At 67.0% G+C, this 21,998-nt stretch carries 23 protein-coding genes; 9 read left to right on the top strand and 14 right to left on the bottom strand.

Annotated features, from left to right (window positions below; translation table 11 throughout):
• Positions 1–160 precede the first annotated feature (160 nt).
• Genes CAL28_RS13510 through CAL28_RS13500 form a run of 3 tightly spaced genes read left to right on the top strand, consistent with a single transcriptional unit; the run spans position 161 to position 2,935 of the window.
• Positions 161–1,132 carry a TRAP transporter substrate-binding protein gene (locus CAL28_RS13510; protein ID WP_094841862.1) on the top strand — a complete coding sequence of 324 codons (972 nt, stop codon included), beginning with the start codon at positions 161–163 and terminating at the stop codon, positions 1,130–1,132.
• Between the two features lie 8 nt (positions 1,133–1,140).
• The gene (locus tag CAL28_RS13505; RefSeq protein ID WP_094844597.1) at positions 1,141–1,641 is read left to right on the top strand and encodes a TRAP transporter small permease; all 501 of its coding nucleotides are present in this window, start codon (positions 1,141–1,143) and stop codon (positions 1,639–1,641) included.
• Complete coding sequence (locus tag CAL28_RS13500) at positions 1,634–2,935, top strand: TRAP transporter large permease (protein WP_094841861.1); 1,302 nt, start codon at positions 1,634–1,636, stop codon at positions 2,933–2,935. The genes CAL28_RS13505 and CAL28_RS13500 overlap by 8 nt, the downstream gene beginning before the upstream one ends.
• Positions 2,936–2,971: 36 nt before the next feature.
• On the opposite strand, the gene CAL28_RS13495 is transcribed toward CAL28_RS13500, so the two are convergent.
• Positions 2,972–3,454, bottom strand: coding sequence for a secondary thiamine-phosphate synthase enzyme YjbQ (locus CAL28_RS13495; protein ID WP_254926114.1), 483 nt, complete (start codon positions 3,452–3,454; stop codon positions 2,972–2,974).
• A 149-nt stretch (positions 3,455–3,603) separates the two neighbouring features.
• On the opposite strand from CAL28_RS13495, the gene CAL28_RS13490 reads away from it, so the two are divergent.
• Entirely contained in the window at positions 3,604–4,080 is a 477-nt protein-coding gene (locus CAL28_RS13490) for a VOC family protein (RefSeq protein ID WP_094841859.1), read from the top strand.
• A 112-nt stretch (positions 4,081–4,192) separates the two neighbouring features.
• Here CAL28_RS13490 and CAL28_RS13485 read toward each other — a convergent pair whose 3' ends face one another.
• The 3 genes from CAL28_RS13485 to CAL28_RS13475 all read right to left on the bottom strand — a co-directional run bounded on the left by CAL28_RS13485 (position 4,193) and on the right by CAL28_RS13475 (position 7,650).
• Positions 4,193–4,717, bottom strand: coding sequence for a GAF domain-containing protein (locus CAL28_RS13485; protein WP_094841858.1), 525 nt, complete (start codon positions 4,715–4,717; stop codon positions 4,193–4,195).
• 17 nt (positions 4,718–4,734) lie between these two features.
• Positions 4,735–5,706 carry a Bug family tripartite tricarboxylate transporter substrate binding protein gene (locus CAL28_RS13480; protein ID WP_094841857.1) on the bottom strand — a complete coding sequence of 324 codons (972 nt, stop codon included), beginning with the start codon at positions 5,704–5,706 and terminating at the stop codon, positions 4,735–4,737.
• Positions 5,707–5,811: 105 nt separating this feature from the next.
• Positions 5,812–7,650 (bottom strand): gamma-glutamyltransferase family protein, encoded by a 1,839-nt coding sequence (locus tag CAL28_RS13475; protein WP_094841856.1) that lies wholly within the window; start codon positions 7,648–7,650, stop codon positions 5,812–5,814.
• A gap of 141 nt (positions 7,651–7,791) precedes the next feature.
• Between CAL28_RS13475 and CAL28_RS13470 the strand changes: the two genes are divergently transcribed.
• From CAL28_RS13470 to CAL28_RS13460, 3 genes are all read left to right on the top strand, one after another.
• Positions 7,792–8,892 (top strand): LysR substrate-binding domain-containing protein, encoded by a 1,101-nt coding sequence (locus CAL28_RS13470; protein ID WP_094841855.1) that lies wholly within the window; start codon positions 7,792–7,794, stop codon positions 8,890–8,892.
• Between the two features lie 241 nt (positions 8,893–9,133).
• Positions 9,134–9,604 (top strand): Spy/CpxP family protein refolding chaperone, encoded by a 471-nt coding sequence (locus CAL28_RS29770; protein ID WP_176463984.1) that lies wholly within the window; start codon positions 9,134–9,136, stop codon positions 9,602–9,604.
• A gap of 18 nt (positions 9,605–9,622) precedes the next feature.
• Positions 9,623–9,907 carry a hypothetical protein gene (locus CAL28_RS13460; RefSeq protein WP_094841853.1) on the top strand — a complete coding sequence of 95 codons (285 nt, stop codon included), beginning with the start codon at positions 9,623–9,625 and terminating at the stop codon, positions 9,905–9,907.
• Positions 9,908–9,968: 61 nt separating this feature from the next.
• Here CAL28_RS13460 and CAL28_RS13455 read toward each other — a convergent pair whose 3' ends face one another.
• From CAL28_RS13455 to CAL28_RS13445, 3 genes are all read right to left on the bottom strand, one after another.
• Positions 9,969–10,928: a Bug family tripartite tricarboxylate transporter substrate binding protein gene (locus CAL28_RS13455; protein ID WP_176463983.1), complete on the bottom strand. Its 960-nt coding sequence runs from the start codon at positions 10,926–10,928 to the stop codon at positions 9,969–9,971.
• 208 nt (positions 10,929–11,136) lie between these two features.
• Positions 11,137–11,676 carry a hypothetical protein gene (locus CAL28_RS13450; protein WP_094841851.1) on the bottom strand — a complete coding sequence of 180 codons (540 nt, stop codon included), beginning with the start codon at positions 11,674–11,676 and terminating at the stop codon, positions 11,137–11,139.
• A complete protein-coding gene (locus tag CAL28_RS13445) occupies positions 11,669–12,979 on the bottom strand; it encodes an aconitase family protein (protein WP_094841850.1) in 1,311 nt (436 codons plus the stop codon). Before CAL28_RS13445 ends, CAL28_RS13450 begins: the two co-directional genes overlap by 8 nt.
• A gap of 95 nt (positions 12,980–13,074) precedes the next feature.
• On the opposite strand from CAL28_RS13445, the gene CAL28_RS13440 reads away from it, so the two are divergent.
• Positions 13,075–14,046, top strand: a complete 972-nt coding sequence (locus CAL28_RS13440) for a LysR family transcriptional regulator (RefSeq protein WP_094841849.1) — start codon at positions 13,075–13,077, stop codon at positions 14,044–14,046.
• A gap of 26 nt (positions 14,047–14,072) precedes the next feature.
• Here CAL28_RS13440 and CAL28_RS13435 read toward each other — a convergent pair whose 3' ends face one another.
• From CAL28_RS13435 to modA, 5 genes are all read right to left on the bottom strand, one after another.
• The gene (locus CAL28_RS13435) at positions 14,073–14,465 is read right to left on the bottom strand and encodes a winged helix-turn-helix domain-containing protein (protein ID WP_094841848.1); all 393 of its coding nucleotides are present in this window, start codon (positions 14,463–14,465) and stop codon (positions 14,073–14,075) included.
• Positions 14,466–14,535: 70 nt separating this feature from the next.
• A complete protein-coding gene (locus CAL28_RS13430) occupies positions 14,536–15,516 on the bottom strand; it encodes a glycosyltransferase (RefSeq protein WP_217906568.1) in 981 nt (326 codons plus the stop codon).
• A gap of 82 nt (positions 15,517–15,598) precedes the next feature.
• On the bottom strand, positions 15,599–16,708 hold the full coding sequence (modC, locus tag CAL28_RS13425; RefSeq protein WP_440588434.1) for a molybdenum ABC transporter ATP-binding protein: 1,110 nt from the start codon (positions 16,706–16,708) through the stop codon (positions 15,599–15,601).
• 11 nt (positions 16,709–16,719) lie between these two features.
• Positions 16,720–17,397: a molybdate ABC transporter permease subunit gene (gene modB, locus CAL28_RS13420; RefSeq protein ID WP_094841846.1), complete on the bottom strand. Its 678-nt coding sequence runs from the start codon at positions 17,395–17,397 to the stop codon at positions 16,720–16,722.
• 12 nt (positions 17,398–17,409) lie between these two features.
• Positions 17,410–18,165, bottom strand: a complete 756-nt coding sequence (gene modA / locus CAL28_RS13415; protein ID WP_094841845.1) for a molybdate ABC transporter substrate-binding protein — start codon at positions 18,163–18,165, stop codon at positions 17,410–17,412.
• 225 nt (positions 18,166–18,390) lie between these two features.
• Here modA and CAL28_RS13410 point away from each other — a divergent pair, with 225 nt between their 5' ends.
• A complete protein-coding gene (locus CAL28_RS13410; RefSeq protein ID WP_094844595.1) occupies positions 18,391–19,503 on the top strand; it encodes an alpha/beta fold hydrolase in 1,113 nt (370 codons plus the stop codon).
• Between the two features lie 74 nt (positions 19,504–19,577).
• Here CAL28_RS13410 and CAL28_RS13405 read toward each other — a convergent pair whose 3' ends face one another.
• Together CAL28_RS13405 and CAL28_RS13400 are read right to left on the bottom strand one after the other, a co-directional pair.
• A complete protein-coding gene (locus CAL28_RS13405; protein WP_094841844.1) occupies positions 19,578–21,077 on the bottom strand; it encodes an NAD(P)H-hydrate dehydratase in 1,500 nt (499 codons plus the stop codon).
• A gap of 83 nt (positions 21,078–21,160) precedes the next feature.
• Positions 21,161–21,925, bottom strand: a complete 765-nt coding sequence (locus CAL28_RS13400; RefSeq protein ID WP_094844594.1) for a sulfite exporter TauE/SafE family protein — start codon at positions 21,923–21,925, stop codon at positions 21,161–21,163.
• Positions 21,926–21,998: the final 73 nt, after the last annotated feature.

Raw genomic sequence — 21,998 nt, 5'->3', positions numbered from 1 at the left:
AGAGGAGCGCCGCCGGCCCAAATCGGGGGCCGCGGACCCGTAGAATTGCCCGGTTTTCATTTCCAGACCGGCCCGCCACAAGCGGGATGGGCGTTCCGGCGTAGCCGGCGCCAAGCCTGGACGGCGCCCGGTCCAAAACTTTTCGACGAGGACAGCCCACATGCTGAGGAAGATCACGTTGTTCGCGGGTAGCGTGCTATTGGCCGCCACGGCCCAGACCCAGGCACAGACGAAATGGGACCTGCCCAGCGCCTACCCCCCCAGCAACTTCCACGTGGAAAACCTGAACCAGTTCGCCAAGGACGTCGGCACGCTGTCCGGCGGCAAGCTGGCGATCACGGTCCACAACAACGCCTCCTTGTACAAGGCGCCGGAAATCAAGCGCGCGGTCCAGGGCAACCAGGCCCAGATCGGCGAGATCCTGCTGACCAACTTCGCCAACGAAGCGCCGGTCTATGCCCTGGACGGGCTGCCCTTTCTGGCCACCGGCTACGACGCGTCGTTCAAGCTGTACCAGGCGCAAAAGCCTTTCCTGGAAAAGAAGCTGGCATCGCAGGGGATGATGCTGCTCTACGCGGTGGCCTGGCCGCCCCAGGGTATCTTCGCCAACAAGGACATCAAGACGGTCGCCGACATGAAGGGCCTGAAATGGCGCGCCTACAGCCCGGTCACGGCACGCATCGCCGAACTGGTCGGCGCGCAGCCGGTCACCGTGCAGCAGGCCGAACTGGCCCAGGCGATGGCCACGGGCGTGATCGACTCCTATATGTCGTCCGCGTCGACCGGCTACGACACCAAGACCTACGAATACATCAAGAAGTTCTATGACACCCAGGCCTGGTTGCCGAAGAACGCCATCATCGTCAACAAGCGCGCCTTCGACGCGTTGGACCCCGCCACCCAGGCGGCATTGAAGAAGGCAGCGGCCCAGGCCGAGGAACGCGGCTGGAAGCTGTCGCAGGAGAAGAACACCTGGTACCAGCAGGAGCTCACGAAGAACGGCATGACCATCGTCGCCCCCAGCCCCGAGTTGAAGCAAGGGCTGGAGAAAATCGGCGATCGGATGATCGCCGAATGGGTCAAGAGCGCCGGGGCCGACGGCCAGGCGATGATCGACGCCTACAAGAAGTAGTGGCCGCCATGCGACGTTTCCTGGATGGCCTTTACGGCCTGGGGGCCGTGCTGGGCGCGCTGTGCACGGTGGGCGTGCTGCTCGCCGTGCTGGCCGGCATCGTGGCGCGCGAAATGGGGTGGAATATCCCCGGCACGGATGCCTATGCCGGCTATTTCATGGCGGCGGCCGGCTTCCTGGCCCTGGCCAGCACCTTCAAGCACGGCGAACATATCCGTGTCACGCTGCTGCTGAATTCGCTGGCGCCCGCGCCCAGCCGGCGGCTGGATATCTTCGCGCTGGCGGCCGGCGCCGTTCTGGCGGCGGCCTTCGCCTGGTATAGCGTCAAGCTGGCCCATGACTCGTGGGACTTCAACGACGTCTCGACCTCCAACGACGCCACGCCGCTGTGGATACCGCAGATCAGCATGGCGGTCGGCGCCGTCCTTTTCTTTATTGCGCTGGTGGACGAACTGCTTCGTCGCCTCCGCGGCCACGCCGCGCCTTCCTCGCAGCAAGTCCATGAATGATCTCGCGGTAATCACCCTGCTGGTTGTATCCATTTTCCTGCTGCTGGGTTGCGGTGTCTGGGTCGGCCTGACCCTGACCGGCACGGCCTGGATCGCCATGGAAATCTTCTCCAGCCGGCCGGCGGGCGACGCCATGGCGGTCACGGTATGGGGCGCGGCATCCAGCTGGACGCTCACCGCCCTGCCCCTGTTCCTGTGGATGGGAGAAATCCTGTTCCGCACGCGCCTGTCCGAGGACCTGTTCAAGGGCCTGGCGCCCTGGCTGGAGCGGCTGCCGGGACGGCTGCTGCACACCAATGTCATCGGCTGCGCCATCTTCGCGGCGGTGTCCGGCTCGTCGGCCGCCACCTGCGCCACGGTGGGCAAGATGACCATCCCGGAACTGAAGCGGCGCGGCTACCCGGAAAAACAGGTATTGGGCACGCTGTCGGGTGCCGGCACGCTGGGCCTGCTGATTCCGCCGTCGATCATCATGATCGTCTACGGCGTGGCGGCCGACGTCTCCATCGCGCACCTGTTCATCGCCGGCATCATCCCGGGCATCCTGCTGGCGGGATTGTTCATGGGATATATCGCCTGGTGGGCGCTGCGCAATCCCGACGCGGTACCGGCGCCCGACCGCGTCATGCGGCTGTCGGAAAAGCTGCACGAGTCGCGCCACCTGATCCCGGTCGTCCTGCTCATCGCCGCCGTGCTCGGCTCCATCTACACCGGCGTGGCGACCGCCACGGAAGCCGCCGCGGTGGGCGTGGTCGGCGCGCTGATCCTGTCCGCGCTGCAAGGATCGCTGAAGCTTTCCACCTTCATCGATTCCCTGATGGGCGCGACGCGGCTTTACTGCATGATCGCCCTGATCCTGGCGGGCGCGCAGTTCCTGACCCTGGCCATGGGCTACATCGGTCTGCCGCGCCAGCTGGCCGAATGGATAGGCGGCCTGGGGCTGACGCAGTTCTGGCTGATCATGGCGCTGATGGTGTTCTTTATCGTCCTGGGTTGCTTCCTGGACGGCATCTCCATCGTCGTCCTGACCATGGGGGTGCTATTGCCCACCGTGCAGGCCGCGCATATCGACCTGATCTGGTTCGGCATCTTCATCGTCTTCGTCGTCGAGATGGCCCAGATCACACCGCCCGTAGGCTTTAACCTGTTCGTGCTGTCCGGCATGACGGGGCGCGAGTTGCCCTATATCGCGCGGGCCTCCGTGCCGATGTTCCTGCTGATGATCGTGGCGGTCCTGATCCTGTACTTCGCGCCGGGCATCGCCACCTGGCTGCCGCAGCACATGCGGATGTAATCCCGCGGCGCGGCTGAGGCGTCCACGGCACCCGCCTCAGCCAGCCTGGTTATTGTTGGGCGGCTGCATATACCCGGTCAGCGCGACCGCGACCTGGCGCTGGTGCGGGCGCGTGCGGTGCTCCCACAGATAGATTCCCTGCCAGGTTCCCAGCTCCAGGTCGGCATGGCTGAATGGAATGGTCAGGCTGGCGCCGGTCAACGCCGCGCGGACATGGGCCGGCATATCGTCGGGCCCTTCCGTGTCATGCAGGAAAAGCGGATCGCCGTCCGGCACCAGGCGCGAGAAATAGCGCTCCAGATCGGCCCGCACCTGCGGGTCGGCGTTTTCGGTGATCAACAGCGAGCAGCTGGTATGCCGGGTGAACAGGTGCGCCATGCCGTATTCCAGCCCGCTGCGCGATACCAGCGCACGCACGGCGCCCGTCAGCTCGAAGAACCCCCGCCCCGTGGTGGCGACTTCCATTTCGTCCCGCAGCATGGCGTTCAGGGGCATGGGACGGGCCTGCGATCTTGGCATGGTTACTCCCGGGAAATATTGTCGGACACCGGTGTCGGGTATAAAAGTTTAGCGCCAGCCTGTCGATTTCCCTTTTGCCCGTTCGTCGTAAGAAAGGCCCGCTCCACGCCGCGGTCCGGCCGCCGCGCCCAGCTGAAAGGAACCTTACTATGTCCAAGCCCACGTCCCACCCCATCCCGCCCGGCATGCACACGCTGACGCCGCACCTGGTCTGCGCCAATGCCCTGCGCGCCATCGAGTTCTACGAAAAAGCCTTCGGCGCCAAGCTTGAAAACAAGTTGATGTCGCCCGATGGAAAGATGTTGATGCACGCCATGCTGCGCATCGGCGACTCGGCGCTGATGCTGGCCGAGGAGTGTCCGGAATGGGGGTCGCTGGGCCCCCAGGACGGCCAGCCGAAGTCCATGGTGATCCACCTGTACGTCACCGACGTCGACGCCACGGTGGAACGCGCGGTGGCGGCCGGCGCCAAAGTCGTCATGCCGGTAACCGACATGTTCTGGGGCGACCGCTACGGCCAGATCGACGATCCGTCCGGCCATCGCTGGTCGGTCGCCACGCATAAAGTCGACGTGGCGCCGGAAGAGATGCAGGAGGCAATGGCGAAAATGCCCCCGGGGCGCTGACCGCGCCGGACGGCGCGGCAGTTGATGCGGGGGCGGGCTTCGATGGCACCCGGACAGGACATCGACCGCCGCGCTTTTTTCCGATGCCGCGGCAGAACGCTTGCGCGCGCGCTCAGCGCGCCAGGGCCAGGAAGCCCGGCACGGCCAGCAGGCCGGCCAGGCGCGCGAAAGCCACCATGCCGCCGTCGATCCGCTCGGTCGGCATCAGCAGGTTAAGCGTGCCCAGGCAGACATCGCGGGCCACAACGGGCACGTTGATCACCGATTTCAGGCCCAGGGCCAGGATCGCGGCGTGGTCGTCGAACGATTCCCGTATCGCCTCGATGCCTTCGCCGACATAGATGCGCCTATCCAGCAGCACATGCTGTCCCCAGCGCGTGCCGGCCTTCTGTTTCGACCCACCCGGGGGGTAGGCCACCGGGTCGGAGCTGTACAACCTGACCACCGCGATGCGTTGCGCATCGAAGCGATTGACCGTGCACAGGGTCTGCCGCAGTACGGGTTTGGCATAAGCGTCGATGGCCGCGAACAGGGCCACCGGGTCGGTGCCCGCGCAGGCCGCGGCGATGGCCTCTATGCCATGCAGGACGGCCTGTTGCAGCGGAACGCCGTTGACGGTGAAATCGGTATCGGCCATGAGACTGGTACCGGACCTTACTCGTCGGCCTTGATGCCCAGCTCGCGCACCAGCTTGCCGTACTTGTCGGCATCGCGCTCCAGGGTCTTCTGGAACTCGGCGGGCGTGGTCTGCAGGACCTGCACGCCGATATCGCCCATCTGCTTCTGGACTTCCGGCAACGCCAGGATGCGATTGATTTCCGTGTTCAGCTTCTGCACGATGGCCGGATCCATGCCGGCCGGGCCGAAGGCGCCGTACCAGACGGCCAGTTCATAGCCGGGCACGGTTTCCGCCACGGTGGGCACATCGGGCAACAGCGACGAACGCTTGTCTTCGGTCACGGCCAGCAGGCGCAGCTTGCCGCTCTTGACGTGCGGCAGGGTCTGCGTGCCGGCGCTGAACAGCAGCTGCGTGCGGCCCGCCACCGTATCGAGCACAGCGGGCGCGCCGCCGCGATACGGGACGTGCACCATCTGCACGCCGGTCGCCTTCTGGAACAGCGCGGCGCTCAGGTGGTTGGTCGAACCGGCGCCGGCCGATGCATACGCGATCATGCCCGGGTGGGCCTTGGCATAGGCAATGAACTCCGCGACGTTCTTCGCTGGCACCTCGGGATTGATCACCATCGTGTTGGTAACCAGCGCCAGTTCGGCGATGGGACTGAAGTCCTTCACACCGTCGAAAGGCATCGTCGCGTACAGCGCCTGGTTCATGGTGTGCGTGCTCATCGAACCGATCAGCAGCGTGTAGCCATCGGGTTTGGCGCGCGCCACATACGCCGAACCGATGTTGCCCGACGCCCCCGAGCGGTTCTCCACCACCACGGACTGGCCGAAGGATTGGCTCATGTGCTGGGCCAACAGGCGGGCCAGGATGTCGGTGGAACCGCCGGCGGCCCACGGCACGATCAGGGTGATCGGCTTTTCCGGATAGGCGGCCAGGGCCAGGCCCGGCAGGATCGCCAGCGCCACGGCGGCGGCGCGCAGGAAACGTTGTATCGATTTCATCTGAAAAATCCCCACGGATAAGTCGCGCGCGATGCGGCTGTCGCGCGCTGGGTGAACACATGGCCACGGCCCGCATGCCGCGACCATGCAAAAACAATCGGTGTGCTAGCGGCCCACGGCGTACCCTTGCATGCCGCGCGGATTGGCGCCCGCGCGCAGCAGGCGGCCGCCACCGGCCTCCGGCTCGCGCGTGCAGGCGCTGATACGTCCTTCCGACCAATCGGCGCCCGCCTTGACCTCATGCCCGGCCGCGCGCAGCGCCTCCAGGGTGGCGATCGGAAAGCGCGATTCGGCGGTGATGCGATTCAGCGTGGTGGTGCGCGGCCAGAATGAACCGGGGAAGTGATCGATATGCCAGGACGGCGCCTCGATGGCTTCCTGCAGGTTCATGCCGTGCAGCGCGTGGCGCAGGAAGAAGGCCACGGCCCACTGGTCCTGCTGGTCGCCGCCCGGGGTACCGAAGGCCATGTATGGCTCGCCGTCGCGCAGCGCCATGCCGGGCGACAGCGTGGTGCAGGGGCGCATGCCGGGCCGCAGGCTGCCCGGCAATCCTTCTTCCAGCCAGGTCATCTGCAGCCGCGTCGTGATGGAAAAGCCCAGTTCCGGCACGGCGGGACTGGAGGACAGCCAGCCGCCCGAGGGCGTCGCCGCCACCATATTCCCGTCACGATCGATGACGTCGATGTGGCAGGTATCGCCCACGAACACCTCGCGCTCCAGCCATTCTTCGACCGGCGGCAATTGCGCGAACGTCGGTTCTCCCACGCCGAAGCGGGTATCCGACTGCGCCAGCGTGCGCGCGGCCGCGCCCAGATCGGGCAGCCGGAACTCGCGGCCGCCGGGACGTCCCGGACGCAGCTCCGCGGAGGACCGCGCGCCGATCAACGCCGCGCGCTCGCGCGCATAGTCGTCGGACAGCAGCGCATCCAGCGGTACATCGACCGCATCGGGGTCGCCGTACCAGGCCAGCTTGTCGGCGAAGGCCAGTTTGGCGGCCTCCGCTACCTTGTGCACGAATTCGGGCGAGTCGGGGGCGGTGCTCTCGATGCCCAGGTGTTTCAGTATCGCCAGTTGCTGCAGGAAGACCGGGCCCTGCGACCACGGGCCGCACTTGGCCACCGTATAGCGGCCCAGCTGCGTCGTCACCGGCGCTTCATAGCGGGCTTTCCAGGCCGCCATGTCGTCCAGCCGCAGCAGCCCCGTGTTGCGCTCGCCCGTCGTGTCGCGGATTGCTTCCGTGCGATAGAAGCGGTCGATGGCCTGTGCCACGAAACCGCGGTACCAGATATCGATGGCGGCATCGATGCGCGCGCGGCGGTCGCCCTTGGCGCTCGCCTCGTTCAGAATGCGGGTATAGGTGTCGGCGATGGCCGGCGTGCGGAACAGGTGCTCCGGATGCGGCACCTTGCCGCCCGGCATCCACACCGCCGCGGACGATGACCACTCGTCACGGAACAGCGCCTGCACCGCGTAGATCGCCTGCACGATGCGCGGCACCAGGGGGAACCCATTGCGCGCGTATTCGATCGCCGGACGCAGCACGTCCGCCAGTTCCCAGGTCCCGTGATCGCGCAGCAGCGTCAGCCAGGCGCCGAACGCGCCCGGCACCGTTGCCGGCAGCAGGCCGATCCCGGGCACCAGATCCAGTCCAAGCTGCCTGAAGTACGCGGGCGTGGCCAGCGCGGGCGCGCTGCCCTGCCCGCACAGCGCCTGGATGCGGCGGTCTTTCTCGTTCCAGAACAGCATCGGCACTTCGCCGCCGGGTCCGTTCAGATGCGGTTCCACGACCTGCAGCACAAAGCCCCCGGCCGCCGCCGCGTCGAAGGCATTGCCGCCGCGCTCGAGCACGCTCATCGCAACCTGCGACGCCAGCCAGTGCGTGGACGAAACGACGCCGAACGAACCGCGGATTTCGGGGCGGGTAGTAAACGCGGAGGTGGCCATGGTGATCGCCTTGTTCCTGAAACACTTGGAAGTATATTGACCCGACGATAACAGAAGCGATGTTTTTTATAATAGGTCCATAACCAAATGGCTATGGCGTGGACGCCCCAGCCGTTCCCCCGTCCGAAGGAATCCATACCCATGCAAGCCACGCCCTCGCGCCTGTTATCCCGCCTGAAGCTGCGCCACCTGACCCTGCTGACCAGGATTTCACCGGGCGATTCGCTTACCCGCGTCGCCGAATCGCTGGGCGTAAGCCAACCCGCCGCGACCAAATCCCTGGCGGAAATCGAGGACTTGTTCGGTGGGCCCCTTTTCCTGCGCACCGCGCGGGGTCTGCGCCCGACTCCGCTGGGCGAACTCGCGGTCGTGCGCGCCCGCCATATGTTGCAGGACATCGATCATTGGGCCTTGGAAATGGACGCCCTGCGCGGCGGTCATTCGGCGCATTTGCACGTAGGCGCCATCCCGTTTATCTCGGCGCGGGTGCTGGTACCCACCATCGAACAGCTCTACGCAGACTACCGGATCACGGTAAGGCTGGAACGCGCCACGACCGACCAGTTGCTGCAATCCCTGCGGGCGCACGAATTGGACTGCGTGATCGGCCGCGCCTCGGTCATGATAGGCATGGACGAACTGCACCACGAAGTGCTCTATCCGCAACGTCCTGCCTTGATCGCCAATCCCCGCCTGGCCCGCCGCCTGGCCCGGCGCCGGCCGGACTGGCGCGAAATGGCGGAGCTGAACTGGATCCTGCCCGCCCCCGCCACGCCCATCGGCAACATGGTCAGCGAGCTGTTCACGCGGGCCGGCGTGCGGCCCCCATCGCCGCGTATCCAGACCTACTCCATGGACGTCATTTCGGCGCTCATGCGCAACGACGATAGCCTGGTTTCCATCGTCCCCGAGGACATCGCGGACGATCTGGCACGTGGCGGCCACGTCACGCGGGTGGCGTGGCCCTTCGACTGGTCGCTGCCGCCGATCAGCCTGATACGCCGCCGTCGCGACGTTGCGCTGGAAGCGGAAGAACGCTTCGTCGACATCCTGCGCTCGGTCTGCCGCCAAACGATTGCCGCGCCGTCGCCCTGGGATGAACGGCCCGGCCCACCGCTGCCGGATGCGGCCGGCGCCGCAACGGCAGGGACTTCCGCCATGCCCTCGACGCCGGCAGCGCGGGCCGGCGCCAGGCCGCCGCGGCGCGGGCCTGCGCGCGCCCACACTTTGGAGGACTCGTAAGGAATGGCAATCCGCCCGGCCGCTGCCTTGGCCGCCAGTGGGCCGGGACGCTCGAGAAAGGCCGTCGATGCACAGTCGACGGGGCGAAGCTGACAGTACGATTCATCACCAAATAACGGGGACGGCGCAAACTCCCCTCACTTCCGATCAGTATCCTTGGCAACGCTTCGCCCCCCCGGAGCGGGCCCGCGGGGCCTTCCGCACGGGGCATTCCAAGTCGCGTTCCTCAAGGAGATCAGAAATGAAACTGCGCATCACCGTGCTGGCGGCCTCGCTGCTGTTCAGCGCCGCGGCCATGGCCCAGACCTCGGCCGTCACCGCCACCGGCGCCGCCGCGCCCGCCCAGGCCAACGCGCGGGTCGAACAGCACATCAAGACGCTGCACACCCAGCTGAAAATCACGCCCGCCGAAGAACAGCAGTGGGCGGTCGTCGCGCAGACCATGCGCGACAACGCCATGCAGATCGATCAGTTGATCTCGTCGCGCGAGAAGAGCGGCACGATGACCGCCCTGGACGACCTGGATTCCTATGCCCGGATCACCCAGGCCAACTCCGACGGCGTGAAGAAGCTGGCCGCCGTATTCGCGCCGCTGTACAACGCCATGCCGGATGACCAGAAGCGCAACGCGGACAAGGTTTTCGCCGAATCCCACGAGCGGCACGCCGCACACAAGCAGCACAAGGCCGCCCCCGCGCCCAGCCAGGGCTGAACGCCGAAGGATCCCCACATGAAACGAGCCATCCTGGCCACCCTGGCCGGACTCGCCGCCGCGGGCGCCGTCACGGCGGCCCATGCCCAGCTCAGCATCAACCTGGGCATCGGGACACCGGTCTATACCGCCCCGCCTCCCGTTGTCATCGCCCCGCGGCCGGTGTATGTCGCGCCGCCGCCGGTGGTCTATCGAGGCCACGACGACTGGGGCCGCTACCGCCGCCCCGTGGTGGTCGAACATCATGACTGGCACCATGGCCATCATGACGACCACGGCCATCACGATGACCATCATCACTAGGAAAGCCTGATGCCGGAACGCGCCTCGCCCCAGCCCGGCGAACGGGCGGGTGGCGAGGCGTTCACTCCAGCGTGATGTGCATCTGGTCCCCCAGCTGCCGTATGGTCGAGACGTAGTGTTTCAACATCTCGTCGAACTGTTGGGGCGTACTGGACTGCGGCTCTGCACCCAGGTCATTCAAGCGCTTGCGCACCTCCGGCAAGGCCAGGATGCGGGCGATCTCCTTGCTGAGTTTCTCGCGCACCTGCAACGGCGTCTTTCCCGGCACGAGAGCGCCGAACCAATCGTCGGCATCGAACTCGCTCATCCCCGGCTGATTGACCACGGCCACGCCAGGCAAGAATTTGTCCGCCGCGGCCGAGGTCGCGCCCAACACCAGCAAGCGTCCATCCCGCGCCAGCGGCAGGGCATTGGGTCCCGGGGCGAACGCATATTGCACACGGTTCTGCATGACATCCGTGACCGCCTCCGGCGTGCCGCGATACGGCACGTGCACAGCGGTAAACCCGTAGACCGCGGCGAACTGCGCGGCGTGCAGGTGGCCGGTACTGCCCATGCCAGCCGACCCGTAGCTGACGCCCTCGGGCCGTGCCTTGGCGTAGGCCGCGAGCTCCTCCAGCGACTTCACGCCCAGGCTGGTGGAGACCACCAGGAAACTGGGCGATCGCGCCATCAGGCCCACACCGGCCAGATCTTTCAAGGGATCGTAGGGCAGCTTGCGATCCAGCGCGGAACGCACGCCGAAGGCGCTGGGCGCCACAAGCACGGTTTGTCCGTCCGGCTTGCTGCCGACCACGTAGGAGGCGCCGATGACGCCGCCCGCGCCCGCGCGGTTTTCGACGATCACGGGAACACCCCATGACTGCGTGATGTGCTGCGCGACGACCCGCGCGAGGACGTCCGTGGTACCGCCGGCGGTGGCGGGCACGACAAAGCGGATGGGACCGTTCGGATAGGGCTCCGCGGCACGGACGGCGCCGGACGCCAGGCAAAAGATGCTGGCAGCCAGCGCTGCGCGCATGAAACGCGATCGAGATAGGGACATGATGGCAACAGGCGCGCGACCTCGACGGCGCGACGCCACTCCGGTGACGATTGAATACAGCGCCGCCCGGCTCCATGAAGGATCCGTCGCGGCGTTCCCCGCATCGGTCCCGTGCATTGCTATCCGCCGGCACCTGTGCATTTTTGCCGTCTCCACCCTCTACGCGGTGGGACCTTCGATGTCTTCAGGCGCGAGCGTCTTCCTCGTGCCGGGCTTCCCACCAGTGCCTGAGCCAGCCTTCGTTGCCGCCGCACGCGAGCAGCTCGCGCAGCGCCTCCGGCACGGGGGGCAATGCGCGCTCGACGCCACGTGTGTGATTGAAGAAACGACCGGTCAGAAAATCCACTTCCAGGTCATCGCCTGTCTGGCAGTACGCCGTGACGCCTTCGCAGTGGTTCAGCACGCGCAGGCCGGTACTGATTGCCGCGCGGTAGGCCTGCACGGACATCGACTCGCAAACCAGGCCCAGTCCCAGCGCCTGCATCGCCACGTAGCCATTGCCCTTGGGTCCCATGCCGAAGTTGCGGCCGGTGACGATAATGTCGCCCGGCCGGCTGCGCTGCGCGAAACCGGGATCGGTTTCCTCGAACAAATGCGGCGTCAATACGGCAGGGTCCATTTCGCGCGCGGTAATGAAGCGCGCCGGAATCACGCCGCCTGGATGTGGCACATCGTCGCCCAGTTTGTAGCAGCGGCCGCGCAATATCCATTGATAGTCATTCATATGCAGCCTCGCTAAGGCGGTACAAGGCGGGATCGGTCTCCAGGCCGCGCGGATCGGCGATGGCGCCGGCCACCGCCGACGCCGCCACCGTGGCCGGGTTGCCCAGGAACAGGCGCGCATCGACCGGCCCGAAACGCCCGGCGTTGTTGTTCGTCGCGGTAGATATGGAGACTTCCCCCGATGCGAGCGGACCCACCACGGCGTCGTTGCAAGGCCCGCATCCCGCCGGCAGCAGCATGGCCCCGGCGTCGAGCAAGACCTGCATCACGCCCTCTTCGGCCAGCCGTCGCGTTGATCGCTCCGTACCGGGCACGATGAACAGGCGCACGTGCCCGGCAACGCGCCGGTCCTTCAGGATGCTGGCCGCGCGCAGCATATCTTCATAGGTGCCCGATCCACAGGAGCCGATGAACGCGTGATCGATACGGGTGCCCGCGACTTCGTCGATATCGACGGCGTTGCCGACATTGCCGGGCAGGGAAACCTGCGGGGCGATCCGGTCCAGGACGATCAGGTGCCGCGATTCGAACTCCGCATCCGCATCGCTGTAGACGGGTTCGAACTCGTGCTGCGCATGCCGCCTGCAGTACGCCAGGATCGCGTCGGACGGCGGCACGAACACGCCCGCGGCACGCATTTCGGTGGGCGTGCTGCACAAGGCGACGCGCGCGCCGAAGCCGAAGGCATCCAGGTCGCCGCCGAACTCCACCACGCGGTAATCCAGATCCACATCCATTGCCTTGCGCTTGACCTGGCGTGCCAGGTAGAAGCCGATATCGCGGGCCATCACCCCGGCCGCGAGCTCCCCGCGCAACTCCAGCAGCACGGTACGCGGCACCTCCACCCAGGTCGTGCCCGTCGCGAGCACGCGCGAGATCTCGTTGCCCACGCGCATCCCGAAGGCACCCACGGCGCCGGCATTGGTGGCATGGGTATCGTTGTCGAAATAGAACATGCCCGGCAGCACCTTGCCCTCTTCCATCGGGAAGATATGGCCATGGCCGCCGCGGCCGGCGTCGTAGAACTGGTCCACACCCCATTGCGCCGCCGCCTTGCGGTTGAAAGCGCCCCGCTCGGCGGCCCGGGCGCTGCCGTAGACCACATCGTGATCGCTGACCATCATGACTTTGCGCGGATGCATCACGCGGCCTATGCCGATACGGTCCAGCTCCACCTTGGCTTCTTTGACCAGCCCATCGTGGATCATCACCATATCGGGTTGCGGGTACACCAGGTCGCCGGCACGCACACCGGGTTTTCCCGAGGTTCGAGCCAGCACTTTTTCGATCGCGGTATAGCCCATATCCGTGGTCCTGCGGGTGGAAGCGATGGCACAGTGTCATCCCGCGCGGTTGATAAGTAAAATAACAGTCAACTATCCACTCATTGCAGAATTTTATGAATCTGAATCTGCGCCAGCTGGAGGCCTTCGTCCTGCTCGCGCGCCTGGGAGGGTTTTCCCGGGCCGCCGATCAGCTGCATTTGACGCAGGCGGGGCTTAGCATCCTGATCCGCCGCCTGGAGGAAAGACTCGACACGCGTCTGGTCGAACGCACCACCCGCAGTGTCGCCCTGACTCCCGCCGGCAACCAGGTGCTGCCCATCGCCGAACGCATGCTGGCCGATGCGCAATCCATTCTGGCCAGCGGCCGTGGCGCGGCCGCCGACCAGGCGGGCCGCATTTCGCTGGGCCTGGCGCCCCAGCTTGCCGGCACCGTCCTGCCGGAAGTGTTGAAGGCATTCCGCGACGATTATCCGCGCGTGTCCGTGGTCTTTCGCGAATGCGTGAACGAAGAAATCATCGGCCGTATCTATGCGCGAGAGATCGACTTCGGCCTGGGATTCGGCATACAGAAGAACAGCGAACTGGACAGCCAGCCGCTGGCGGAGGACACGCTTGCGGTCGCGCTGCCGCCAGGCCACCCTTTGGCCCGCAAGCGCGTCGTGCGCTGGAAAGACATCCTGCAGGAGCCCATCATCACGCTTACCGTGGGCAGCACCGTGCGCACCCTGACCGAGAATGTGTTCATGTCCGCGGGACACGCATTGCGCCCCGCCTATGAAGCCACCAATACGATCACGGCCCTGGCCCTGGCCCGCGAAGCACTCGGCGTGGCCGTCGTGCCGACCAGCATCGGGCCGGCGGCAAGCGCGCAGGACATGGTGCTCAAGCCGTTGCGCGACCCCGTCGTGCGCCGTTCGCTGAATCTGGTCACGCGACGCGGATCGGTGCTGTCCGATCCGGGACGGCGATTCATCGACCTCTTCGCTGCCGCCATCGCCAAGATCGATACCTATCCGGGCAATGCGCGCAAGGCACCCGCCTTGGACGGACACGCATCAAGCGGCTCGCGACGGTCCCGAGCCTGATCCCTGTCGGCGTACCGCGCATCGGATCAAGGCTTCATCAGCGAGGCCAGTTCCCGTATCTGCTCCGTGCAAGCGTCGTAAGCACGGGTTTCTATGCCGCGATACAAGGCGACGATGCGTTCGCCCACTGGCGTCAGGGTGCTGCCGCCGCCGCTGGCGCCGCCCGGACCGGACTCCGTGGCCGGTTCGGCCAGCGCACGGTTCAACTCGTCCACCAGCAGCCAGGCCCGGCGATAGGACATGCCCAGGCTGCGTGCCGCCGCGGAAATCGAACCTTGCTCGGCGATGGCCTCCAGCAGCGCCACCTTGCCGGGCCCGATGGCCACCAGGTCTCCTTTGCGTATGCGCAGGCGAAAGCGGGCGTCGGGCTGTTCCGCGAGGGTGCCTGGTTTCGGGTTTTTGGTGGAAGAAATCGCCATGGCCGCAAGAATACTTCAACGGCGCGAGCCGCAAGCACGCAAGGTGAAGAAACGCAAGGCGAAGAAGCCTTTATCGCCGGAAGCGCATGACGGCCATGTAGCAGCGCGCCAGGCGCCGGTACTGCCGCATGCCGGCGGCACCGCGCCATAGCGCGCGCCATAGCCGGGTCTCGTGGAAACTCCGTGCCACTTCGCGGCGCAGCGCGCCGCCCCGCAGCTTCTTGCGCAGAAGCTGGTCGAAATACGCGCATTCCACGTTCGCATGGCGCAACAGCGCGCGGCGCAGCGCGGGATTGCCCCGCGAAGAGGCGGAGCTTTCCACCAGCGCTCTCAGGATGTGGATATAACTGTGCGCGCGGCGCGCGATCGACGCCTGCGAGGGCGAATTGACAATAGAGGCGGGATTGTTGCGGTAGCCATAAGCCGGTGGTTCCGCGAAACCCATGCGCCGCGCGGCCAGGGCGACATCCAGTGTCCACAAGATGTCTTCGTGCAGCAAAGCGGCGGCGAACCGCAGGCGATGCTGCTGGATAAGCCTGCGCCGTATGAATTGCAGCCAGACATAATGCGGCCATTCGTCCTGCTCGGTACAGCGGACGATCCACGCAGCGCCGGACATCACTTCGCCCCATGGCTGGCGCTTGAGCAAGGGCCGTCCGACCGGCACCCGAGGATCGTCGTCGAAGCGATATCCGTTGCCGATGAGCACGTCGAGGTTCTGGGCGCAGGCATGGCGATGCCATCCGGCCAAGGCCCCAGGCGCGAGCCAGTCGTCGGCATCCGCAAATGCGACCCAATCGCCGCGCGCCGCATGCAATCCCGCATTACGCGCGACCGCCGGGCCCTGGTTGGACTGGTCGATAATCGTGATGCGGCTGTCGTCGCGCGCGGCCGCGCGCAGCACGGCGAGGCTGTCGTCCGTGGAACCGTCGTTGACGGCGATCAGCTCCAGCGTAAGGTCGCGCTGATTCAGCAACGAGTCCAATGCCTCGGCGAGGAACGGTGCGCAATTGTGCACCGGCATGACGATACTGACTTGGATGGCTTCCACCAGGGCGCAAGTATTACGGCATAAGTACCGATCGGCCCTGGATTCTAGCATCGGCCCTATTGCAGAGCTGCCGGCACTTCGTTCACGCCAACAGCGACACCGACTTGATCTGCGCCCAGAGCTGCTTGCCCGGCCCGACCTGCAAGCGGTCGTGCGAATAGCGCGTGATGCGCGCGAGCAGCGGCGTGCCGTCGGCGTCCAGCCGCACCATGACGTGGGCGGGATTGTCCGCCGGCGCGCTATTGCGCACCCGCACCGGCAGTACATTGAGCATGCTGCTGTCGTCCTGCCGGCTCAGCGCAAGGCTGACATCGCGCGCCTTGACGACCAGCCGCATCGGGCGGCCTTGCGGCACGGCGCCGTGGACGACGCGCAAGGTCGATGAACTTGCCGGCAGCGCGACGGATAGCAGGCGATAGGCATCGTCGTAGCCCGCGGCAACTCCCTGGACCACAACCGAGGCATCGTCGGCCCGCGCCGGCGGCAGGCCGAGGTCGGCCAGCGTTTCGGCGATGGGCCCGCTGGAGACGGCCTGGCCGTCTTCCATCAACACCACGTGGTCCGCCAGTCGCGCGACTTCCTGCGCCGCATGGCTGACGTAGATCATGGGGATATCCAGTTCGTCATGCAGGCGCTCCAGGTAAGGCAGGATTTCCTGCTTGCGGCGTTCGTCCAGGGCGGCCAGGGGCTCGTCCATCAACAGCAGGCTGGGGCTGGTCAACAATGCGCGCGCGATGCCGACGCGCTGCCGTTCGCCGCCGGAAAGGCCGTCCGGCATGCGCGCCAGCAGATGGTCGATGCCCAGCAAGGCCGCCGCGTCGGCCGGATGCACACGGCGCGCGCCCGGCGCCACGCGCTTGTAGCCGTAGTGCAGATTGGCGCGCACGTCCAGATGGGCGAACAGATTCGCCTCCTGGAACACATAGCCCACCGCCCTGCGGTGCGCCGGCAGCGCCAGTCCGCGCGCGCTGTCCTGCCAGACTTCGCCATTCACGCGCAAATAGCCGGGATCGGGCATCGCCAGGCCTGCCAGGCAGCGCAGCAGGCTGGTCTTGCCGGATCCGGAAGGCCCGAACAGCGCCGTCACGCCGCGGCCGGGCAGGCGCAGATCGACATCCAGGCCGAAGCTTCCCTGCCGCAGGCGGAAACGCGCCTGTATCGCGTCGTCGCGCGCGGCTTGCGGCCCCGGGATCATGGTGGCGCTCATACGCGGCTCCAGGGATCGCGGCGCCGCCCGTACAGCAGCAACAGGACGATGAAGGACAGCACGACCATCCCCGCTGCCAGGACATGCGCGCGGGTATATTCCAGCGCCTCCACGTGGTCGTAGATCTGCACGGAGACCACTCGCGTGCGGCCCGGAATATTGCCCCCTATCATCAGCACCACGCCGAACTCGCCCACCGTGTGCGCGAAACCCAGTACCGCGCCGGTCAGATAGCCCGGTCGCGCCAGCGGCAGCGCGACGGTCCTGAAGCGGTCCCACGGCCCGGCGCGCAAGGTGGCCGCGGCTTCCAGCGGCAATCGGCCAATGGCGACGAAGGCGTTGTGCAGGGGTTGCACCACAAAGGGCAGCGAATACACCAGCGACCCCACCACCAGCCCCGCGAAGCTGAAGGGCAAGGTGCCGATACCCATGGCCTGCGTCAACCGGCCCACATAGCCGTTGGGGCCCATCGCCAGCAGCAGATAGAAGCCGATGACGGTGGGCGGCAGCACCAGCGGCAGCGCCACCACCGCGCTGACCGGACCGCGCCAGCGTGACGACGTCCGTGCCAGCCACCACGCGATAGGCGTGCCGATGACCAGCAGCAGCAGCGTCGTCAGCCCCGCCAGCTTCAGCGTCAGCCAGATCGCGGCCGCGTCCTCGGCGTTCAGCATGGTTGCTCCGTATCAGCGCTTGTAGCCGTAGGAAAGAATGATCGCGCCGGCCTCCGGACTCTTCAGAAAGTCGACGAAGGCGCGCGCGGCGGGATTGCCGCGCCCCTTGGCGAGGATAACCGCATCCTGGCGGATCGGAGCGTGCAGCGATTCGGGCACGACCCAGGCGGAACCGCCGGTCAGCTTGCCGTCCTTGTACACCTGGGACAAGGCGACGAACCCCAGCTCGGCATTGCCGGAAGCGATGAACTGCTGGGCCTGGCTGATGTTCTGGCCCTCGACGATCCGGGCGCGCAGGGCGTCCATCAGGCCCAGCTTTTCGAGGGTCTGCACCGCCGCCAGGCCATAGGGAGCGGCCTTGGGATTGGCGATCGACAGATGGGCGAAACCGCCTTGCCGCAGTATTTGCCCCTCGTTGTCGACATAACCCTGCTTGGCGGACCACAGGGCCAGCGCGCCGGTCGCGTAGGTAAACCGGCTGCCAGGCACCGTGGCCCCTTCCCGTTCCAGCCTTGCCGGCGTGCTGTCGTCGGCCGCCAGGAAGACCTCGAAGGGTGCGCCGTTTTTGATTTGCGCGTAGAACTGCCCGGTCGCGCCGTAGGCGGCTGCCACCGTGTCGCCGGTCCTGGCGTGGAAAGCCTGGGCGATCGCCTTCATGGGCGCGGTGAAATTGGCCGCCACGGCCACCTGGACCTCGGCGGCCGGCGCGGCGCCGGCGAACAATGACGCGGACAGGCCCATGGCCAGGACGATGGATTGCAGCTTCATGAAGACTCCCGTTCCCAAGCGCCGGAGCCGAACGGCCGGACCCGTTATGCTTGGCGATATACGACGGGCGATATAGTACGCATAAGCCCGTGGCCGCGCCAGCCCATTCCGGGCCCGGTGCGGCCGCGCTGGCCGATAGCCGGCCGACTTTCGCCGTCCTCTTTTAGAATCGATACACGGCGCGCTGCGCGCCTTCACGGGTACACGTCAATGCCGATGCTTCGCATGCCTGAATCGCTGGCTCGCCGCCTCCAATCGGTGGCGCGCGCCTGGCTGCGGCGCGCGGCCGTGCTGGGCGCCCTGGCATTGACGGCCTGCGCCAGTTCCTACCAGCCCATGGGGCCGGCACGGGCGGTTCCCGCGATAGAGGGTAATACGCTGGTCTCGATAGACGGCGCGCGCCTGCCGCTACGCACCTGGCAACCGCAACTGCCGCCGTGGGCCGCCATCGTCGCCCTGCACGGGATGAACGACTATTCCAATGCGTTCGACAATGCGGGACGCTATTGGGCCGGGCTGGGCATCGTGACGTATGCCTACGACCAGCGCGGATTCGGCGCGGGTCCGCGTCCCGGCATCTGGGCCGACACCGCGACCATGATCGCCGACCTGAACGCCGCCGTGGACGCCGTGGCGGCCGCGCATCCGGGCCTGCCCGTGTACGTCCTGGGTGAAAGCATGGGTGGCGCGGTCGTCGCCTCCGCGCTGGCCAGCGCCCCGCCCGCGCCGGAGGCGCCCTTGTCGCGCCGCGTGGCGGGCGCGGTCCTCTCCGCGCCCGCCATGTGGGGAAGACAGGTCATGAACCCCTTCTACCGCTTCACGCTCTGGCTCGGCTACAACACCGTGCCCGGCATGGAGGTCGAACCGCCCCGCGGCCTGAAGATCATGCCGTCGGACAATATCGAGATGCTGCGCGCGCTGGGCGCGGATCCGCTGGTCATCAAGCGCACGCGCGTCGATGCGCTGAAGGGGCTGGTTGACCTGATGAGCAACGCCGAAGCCGCCCTGCCCGCCATTCCGGACAACGTCCCCCTGCTGGTGCTGTTCGGCCGGCATGAGCAGGTCCTGCCGGACAAGGTGGTCGCGGAAACCTTGAAGCGCATCGAAGACGCGCCCGGCGATGCGCGCCCACGGGTAGCGGTCTACAAGGACGGCTACCACATGCTGCTAAGGGATTTGCAGGCCGAGACCGTCTGGCGCGACATCGCCGCATGGATGCGGGCGCCCATGGTGGCCGCGCTGCCCAGCGGCGCGGAGCAGCGCCGGCATGCCGCGCAGGCACCGCCAACGCGTCCCGGGGCCCCGCAAGCGTATGCGGGCGGCAACGCCCCGCCGTAATTTGCAAGCCCTGGTCTGCACGCCGTCATTCGCAGGCGGTGCGGTGGACGAGCTTCCGCCACGCGCAGGGTCTTTCAGGCGGGCAGGCCGACGGTCCGCCCGCTAGACGCCCGGTCTTTCAAGGCGCGCAATACCCCGGGTATCAGCCCAGGCAGATCTTCCGCGATCAACCCGGGGCCATGCGCGGCCGCGGCCGCCCCGTGCATCCACGCCGCCGCGCAGGCGGCGTCGAAAGCCTCCATGCCTTGCGCCAGCAACCCCGCGATCATCCCCGTCAACACGTCGCCGCTACCGCCGGTGGCCAGATCGGGCGGAGCGTTGCCGTTGATCGCGGCACGGCCGTCCGGTGCCGCGATGACGGTATCCGCGCCTTTCAGCAGCACCACCGCGCCGCTGCGCTGGGCGGCGCGCCGTGCGCGGCCCAGTTTATCGCCGGCGCGGTCGAACAGGCGGCCGAACTCGCCCTCGTGCGGAGTCAGCACGCAAGGCCCGCGTATGGCGTGAAACAGCGTGGCCGATTTGTCGGCGAAGACGGTCAGCGCATCGGCGTCCAGCACCACCGCTCGGCGGGTGGCCAGCGCGGCCTGCGCATGCGCGCGCGTGGCGTCGGATATGCCCGCCCCCGGCCCGATGGCGATGGCGTTCTTGCGCGCATCCGACAGCAGGTTGGCAAACGACGTGTCGTCCGTGATCGGCTGGACCATCACGCTGGTCAGCGCGGCCGCATAGACGGGCCATGCCGCGCGTGGCGCGGCCAGCGTCACCAGCCCGGCGCCCACGCGCGCGGCCGCCAGCGCGGATAGGCGCGCCGCCCCGGTCATGACTTCACCGCCCACGACGACGGCATGGCCGCGCGCATACTTATGACCGTCCAGGCGAGGCCAGGGAAAGCGCGGCAACCACAATGCCGGCACGTTCTCGTACGTATGCGTCGCCATGGTCTCGAGCACCGATCCCGGAATGCCGATATCGGCCACCACCAGGTCGCCGCACAGGGCGCGCCCCGGCAGCAACAGGTGGCCCGGCTTCTTGCGGAAGAAAGTGACGGTGCAGGCCGCGGGTACTGCGGTGCCCCGCACTTCGCCCGTCCCCCCATCGACGCCGCTGGGTGTATCGATGGCGCAAACCGGCAGCCCGCGATCGGCGGCCGCGCGCAGCGTGGCCGCCGCCGCCCCCTCCACCGGACGCGCGAGGCCGGCGCCGAATATCGCATCGATGACCAGGCCCGCGCCCTCCAGCACCGAAGGGGCCATGGGCAGCACGTCGCCCTGCCACAACCCCGCATGATGCGCGGCGTCTCCGCGCAGGGCATCCACGCGGCCCAGCAAGGCCAGCGTGACGGGCCAGCCGGCGGCCGCCAGATGGCGGGCCACGACGAAACCGTCTCCGCCGTTGTTCCCCGGACCGCAGAGGACCGCTACCGGACGCAAGGTCCAGCGATCCCGCACGGCGCGCGCGACCGCCGCGCCCGCGTTTTCCATCAAGACGATGCCCGGATGCCCCGCCGAGACCGCGGCCTGGTCGGCCATCGCCATTTCCTTGGGCGTCAGCAACACATGTTCGTCTTTCACCATGGGCCTCCGTCGATACATCGTGAATGCGGCCACGCGCCGCGGCATTCATCGAATGTAGCGCAGTTGCCCGGCGGAAGATGCCTTCAACCGGCCAATAGCAGATGCAGCCCAAGCGCGCCGATGCCCAGGAAGAAACACCGGCGGAACACGACCGGGCTGACGCGGTGACGCAGCCATTGGCCGGCCATCATGCCCGCCATGGCGGGCACGAGCGCGAGCAGCGAAGCCCAGGCCTCTCGGCCACCCAGCTGGCCGCCATGGATCAAATCGCCGGCCAACGCGATGGTCGAAGCGGTGAAGGCCAGTCCCATCGCCTGCACCAGTTCGTTGCGGTCCAGGCCCAGCGCCTGCAGGTAAGGCACAGCCGGAATCACGAACACCCCGGTCACCGATGTGATTGCGCCGGTGGTGGCCCCTACCACCGGCCCCGCCCAGCCTTGCGCGCGCGCCGGCACGCTCAGCCGCACGGCGCTCAAGCCGACCGCCGCGTAGATCAACAGGGCCGCGCCCAGTGCGTGGCCGGCCCAGGAGGGTTCCCCTCCCCCCAGCCAGAAGGTCGCGAGCGAGGTACCGATGACCACACCGGCCAGCATGGTCCATAAGCGGCGCAGCAGGTACAGGAAACGTCCTCCGGCCGCCAGCTGCCAGACGTTGGTAACCATGGAAGGAATGATGAGCAGTGCCGCAGCCTGTGGCGGCGCCATAGCCACACTGAGCAGCGCGATCGATACGGTGGGCAGTCCCAACCCGATCACGCCCTTGACCAGGCCTGCCAGGCCGAAGCTGGCCATGACCAGCAGAACGAGGGCGACGCCGCCATCGCGGTAGAAATCGAACAAGCTATCCATGGCCGGCATCATGCTACGGCTGCACCCCCGGGAAAAGCGGGATTACACTGAGGCAGCCTTCGGAAAAAACGAA

This window comes from Bordetella genomosp. 11 (genome assembly GCF_002261215.1).
Lineage (GTDB): Bacteria > Pseudomonadota > Gammaproteobacteria > Burkholderiales > Burkholderiaceae_B > Bordetella_C.
The sequence above is the reverse complement of the archived record's forward strand: the minus strand, read 5'-3'. Positions and strand labels throughout refer to the sequence as shown.